Source organism: Kitasatospora sp. NPDC058406, from assembly GCF_042722765.1.
Taxonomy (GTDB): Bacteria; Actinomycetota; Actinomycetes; order Streptomycetales; family Streptomycetaceae; genus Kitasatospora.
The window spans coordinates 1-4,913 of record NZ_JBHXKE010000405.1; the positions used below are offsets into that span (position 1 = coordinate 1).

Annotated in this window: 5 protein-coding genes; 2 read left to right on the plus strand and 3 right to left on the minus strand. The window is 72.5% G+C overall.

The window, feature by feature from the left end; translation table 11 throughout:
• Nucleotides 1-610 (minus strand): hypothetical protein (locus ACFWOG_RS39505; protein ID WP_380364456.1); only part of this gene is annotated, 610 nt, incomplete at its 3' end.
• A 302-nt stretch (nucleotides 611-912) separates the two neighbouring features.
• Nucleotides 913-2,337: a choice-of-anchor A family protein gene (locus tag ACFWOG_RS39510; protein WP_380364458.1), complete on the minus strand. Its 1,425-nt coding sequence runs from the start codon at nucleotides 2,335-2,337 to the stop codon at nucleotides 913-915.
• A gap of 267 nt (nucleotides 2,338-2,604) precedes the next feature.
• Between ACFWOG_RS39510 and ACFWOG_RS39515 the strand changes: the two genes are divergently transcribed.
• Nucleotides 2,605-3,618 carry a COX15/CtaA family protein gene (locus tag ACFWOG_RS39515; protein ID WP_329948635.1) on the plus strand — a complete coding sequence of 338 codons (1,014 nt, stop codon included), beginning with the start codon at nucleotides 2,605-2,607 and terminating at the stop codon, nucleotides 3,616-3,618.
• A 73-nt stretch (nucleotides 3,619-3,691) separates the two neighbouring features.
• Here the strand turns inward: ACFWOG_RS39515 and ACFWOG_RS39520 are convergent, their stop codons facing one another.
• Nucleotides 3,692-4,030, minus strand: coding sequence for a hypothetical protein (locus ACFWOG_RS39520; protein WP_329876355.1), 339 nt, complete (start codon nucleotides 4,028-4,030; stop codon nucleotides 3,692-3,694).
• An 84-nt stretch (nucleotides 4,031-4,114) separates the two neighbouring features.
• Between ACFWOG_RS39520 and ACFWOG_RS39525 the strand changes: the two genes are divergently transcribed.
• Nucleotides 4,115-4,756, plus strand: coding sequence for a DUF2461 domain-containing protein (locus ACFWOG_RS39525; protein ID WP_329948634.1), 642 nt, complete (start codon nucleotides 4,115-4,117; stop codon nucleotides 4,754-4,756).
• Nucleotides 4,757-4,913: the final 157 nt, after the last annotated feature.

Here is a 4,913-nt window from a genome sequence, read left to right on the forward strand (position 1 = left end):
CGGGGTGGGTGGGGGCGGGGGGGAGGGGGCGGGGGGGGGGGGGGGGGGGGGGGTGGGTTGGGGGGGGGGGGGGCGGGGTGGGGGTGGGGGTCGCCGTCCGGCTGGGAGTCGGCGTGGGAGTCGGCGTAGGCGTGGGAGTCGGGGTGGGAGTCGGCGTCGGCGTAGGAGTCGGCGTCGGCGTCGGGGTGGGAGTCGGGGTGGGCGTGGGAGTCGGCGTCGGCGTAGGAGTCGGGGTCGCGCAGACCTCGATCGTCTTCGTCTCCGTCTTGTTCCAGTCGTTGTTCTTCGGGTCCTCGGTGGTGGTCACCACGAAGGTGGCGCTGATCGGCGCGTTGTGCGCCTTCACCGGGAACGTCTGGTGGAACTCCTTGCCGAACTCCTTCTGGTCCAGCACCTTCTCACCGTCGACGGTGAGGCTGACGGCGTTCTTCACGCCGGCCTTGTCGCTGTAGTTGACCAGGTCGATCACGATCTTGTCGCAGGTGACCTTCCAGGCCGGCGTGTGCGCCGAGGCGCCGGTGGCCAGGGCCACGGGCAGCAGGACTGCGGTGACCGCCGCCCCCGCGAGTGCCGCGCTACTGATGCCTATCTGCCGCCGCTGTCGCGCCATTTCGTTGTCCCCTCCGGACGGTCTTCTGCAGCAGGCGAATCGAGTGGATCAGCGGTGGCCCGCTACGGCTGTCCGGGGGACTCTACCGGCACCCCCGTGTCCCTCTACACCCCACCGCACGACCGGATTTCGCCTGTCCGTCCGGCCTCGGATGTGCAAGAACCAGCCCATCACACCCGCGACCTCGCAGGACGGCGGTTCGGCGAAACTCGAATGAACTCCGTCAGAGTGGCTGAAAAACAGCGACCCCCGGCGATCCGAATCGATCGCCGGGGGTGCCGCATCGGTCGGAACCGAAAGGGTCAGCCCTGGTTGGCAGCCTTGCGTCGACGGGCGACCAGCACCAGCGCGCCACCGGCGGCGATGACGACCGCGCCGCCGATCGCCAGCGGCACGACCGGGCCGGAACCGGTGTGGGCGAGACCGCCCCCGGTGCTGGCCTCGGCCGACGGGCTCGCGGAGGCCGAGGCGGCCGGCACCGCTGCCGAACCCGAGGCGGAGGCCGACGGGCCGGCCGAACCGCTCGCGCTCGGCCTGGCACTGCCCGGGACGGACGCCGACGGGCTCGCGGAGGTGCCCGGGGTCACCGAGGCGCCCGGCGTGCCCGGGGTGGCCGACGGCGTGCCCGAAGCGCTCGGCGTGCCGGTGGAGCCCGGCGTGCTCGGCGTGGTGGTGGCGGACGGCGTACCGGTCGGCACCACCGGCGGCGGGGTGGTCGGCGGCGTGGTGGGCGGCGTCACCACCGGCAGGCAGCCGGTGAACGGGAAGTGGTGCGTCTCGGCGCCTGCGGTGCCGGTCAGCGAGGCGACGATCACCGAGCCGTTGACGGGGCCGCCACCGGTGGGCTTGGCGCCCCCGACGCCCGGGGTGTTCAGGGAGAACGCGGCGTTCGGCGCCAGCACGGTGCCGGCCCAGGCGGCCGCGCCGTTCTTGATCACCTTGGTCGCGGTCGGGAAGTTCCAGAGCAGCTTGGCGCGGACCGCGCCGCCGTGCGCGCTCTGCAGCTTGTCGTCCAGGAGGTAGGTCTTCTTGCCCTCGTCCCAGAGGTTGAAGCCGGTGGTCTTCGCGGCGGACATGTCGTACGAGTCGCCGGTCACGTTGACCACGGTGACCGAACCCGCCGGCACCTTCAGGTAGATGTCGGTGGCGCCCTGGAGGGTGGCCGCGCTGACGGTGAAGCTGTTGTACGCGGCGTCGCCGCTGGTCAGGTAGAGCTTCGGGCCCTGGGCCTCGACCTTGGCGGCGGCGGTCTGCGGCACGGCGGCCAGCTGGACGGAGGCGGCGCGCAGCTTGGTGAACTCGGCCTTGAAGTCGATCGGCGAGGCACCCTGGCTGATCTTGCCCTGGTGTGCGTCGATGACGGCGCCCTCGGCCTTGGAGCCGTAGATGCCGTTGCCCTTCATCACCTGGGTGTTGTGCCCGGTCACTCGACCGGCGACGACCAGGGCGTTGCCGCCGGGGAGCGCCTTCACCTGGTCCGCGGTCAGTTCCTGGCCGACCGAGAAGCCGCCGGTGAAGTCGGCGTTTCCGCCGACCGCCACCGCACCCTCGGCGTCCGGCGTGTGGGTGTCGTCGCCCTCGACGAACTCCCCGTAGAGGTTGGCGACTCCGAGGTTCCGGCACTGCTGGCCGGGCTCGGCGGCGTGGGCGGCAGCCGGGGCGATGAGGCCGGCCAGGACAAGGGATCCACCGAGCGCGAGCGCAGCGGCGGGTACGGGTATGCGCATGTGCAGGATCTCCGCTTACGTGCGGGGGTGTGGGAGGGGTCCCGAAAAAGGTATGGACCAAACCGCACTCTTTCGGCCAAACGAGTGATTGGTCAAGACCAATGACCAGGTTGCCCGAACAGTCCGTTTTGCTCCTCCCGTTCGGACTGCGGGTTTGCCGTAGCGGCAAGGCGGGAAGATCAACCTGCCGCTCACCACGTCACCGCGCGACGCCACTCCCCCGTCGGCCCCTGCCCCGCCCGAAGATCGCCTGTAAGGGCGCATAGCATGGACGCCGTGCTGAAGACCACCCCCTTCTCCCTGCTCGCCGAGCGCTGGAAGCCCTCCGCCGCCATGGTCCGGCGTGCCGCGCTCGTCGCGCTGGTGATGAGCGTGGTGATCGTCGTGACCGGCGGCGCCGTCCGCCTCACCGCCTCCGGCCTCGGCTGTACCACCTGGCCGCGCTGCACCGACGAGAGCCTGACGCCCACACCCGAGATGGGCCTGCACGGCGTCATCGAGTTCGCCAACCGGATGCTCACCTACGTCCTGAGCGCCGCGGTCGGCTGGGCCATCCTGGCCGCCCGCTGCCACCGGCCCTGGCGGCACGGCCTCAGCAAGCTCGGCTGGGCCCAGTTCTGGCTGGTGATGAGCAACGCCGTGCTCGGCGGCATCACCGTGCTGACCGGCCTCAACCCGTACACCGTGGCGCTGCACCTGATCGCCGCGATGGCCCTGGTCTGGGTCGCCCTGCAGATGTGGGAGCGGTCCAAGGAGGGCGACGGCCCGGCCCGCCCGCTGGTGGCCGAGCCCATCAAGCGGCTCTCCTACGTCCTGGTCGGCGTGATCGGACTGCTGGTGGCCGCCGGAACGCTGGTCACCGGCGCCGGCCACCACCCGGGGACGCCCAAGGACAACAAGTTCGTCCCGCGCATCCCGATCGACTACGACCGCCTCGCCCAGGTGCACGCCGACCTGGCGTTCGTCTCGCTCGGCCTCGCGGTCGCGGTGCTGTTCGTGTTCGCCGCGGTGAAGGCCCCGCCGGCCGCCCGGGCCCGGGCCCGCGAACTGCTCGTCATCCTGCTGCTCCAGGGCGTACTGGGCTTCGTCCAGTACTTCACCGACGTCCCGGAGGTGCTGGTCGGCCTCCACATGCTGGGCGCCACCCTGACCTGGATCGCCGCCCTGCGCATCCCCCTGGCCCTCCGCCTCCGCGAGGACGAGGACACCCCCGCGGGCGCGGTCCCCGCGTCGGCCACCGACACCGGCACCTCCCGGGCCCCGCAGACCACCTCGGTCTGACCCGCCCCGGGAACGCGCGAAGGGCCCCGGTTCCGTCCACGGACCGGGGCCCTTCGCGCGGGCCGGGGCGGGATCAGCCGCCGATCTGGATGCCCGCCATGCGCTTCCACTCGTACGGGCCGGTCTTCACCTTGAGGGCGAGCTCGCCCTCGAAGGAGTCGTGCAGGGTGACCCCGGCCAGCTCGGCGGCCCGGCGGCCGACCGCGTAGCTCGGCGCGACCTGGTCGCCCCAGGCGCCGTCCGCGCCGACCACCACGATGCGGGTGGCGACCGCGCCGACGTACTCGACGACGCCGTCGGCGCTGCCGCCGTGCTGCCGGGCGAAGGCGGTGAGGCTCTTGGCGATGCGCTTGGCGCGGCGCTCGGCGCGGGCGTCCGGCGCGGCGGTGGTGGCGGTCTCTGCGCTGCTCATGCCCGCATGCTACCGAGCGGTAGCGGGGCTGGCGACGGGAGCGGGCTGTGCCCCGGGCCACACACCGGGCGACATACTGGTGCGGTGACCTTCGATGGCTGGCCCGCCGAGGCGCTCGACTTCTACGAGCACCTGGAGGCGGACAACTCCAAGACCTTCTGGCAGTCCCACAAGGCCCGGTACGAGCACGCCGTACGGGAGCCGATGGAGCGACTGCTGGCCGAGCTGGAACCCGAGTTCGGGCCGGGGAAGATCTTCCGCCCCAACCGCGACGTCCGGTTCAGCGCCGACAAGTCCCCGTACAAGACGCACATCGGGGCCCACCTGGCGGCCGGCGGCTACGTCCAGCTCTCCGCCGACGGCCTGGCCTGCGGCAACGGGATGTACCAGCTCGCCCCCGACCAGCTGGAGCGGTACCGGACGGCCGTCGCCGAGGACGTCGCCGGTGCCGAGCTGGAGCGGGTGGTCGCCCGGGTCCGGAAGGCCGGGCCGCAGGTGGTCGGCCGGGACTCGCTGAAGTCCGCCCCGCGCGGCTACCCCAAGGACCACCCGCGGATCGGACTGCTCCGCCACAAGGGACTGGTCGCGTGGCAGGAGTGGGCTCCGGAGCCCTGGCTGGGCACCCCGGACGCCTACGGCCGGATCACCGCCTTCCTGCGCGTCTCCCAGCCCCTCAGGGACTGGCTGGACGGCCACGTCGGCCCGTCCGAGCTCCCCGCCCGCTGAGCGGCCGACCGGCCGCGGACGGCCGGCGACGGCCGACGGCCGAGAAGACCGGCGAGAGGACGAGCCGGAGGACGGGCGGGAGGCGGCAGCCGCCGCGGACCTCGACGAGCGGACGGTCGACACGGCCCGCGCTCTGGCCATGGACGCGGTCCAGAAG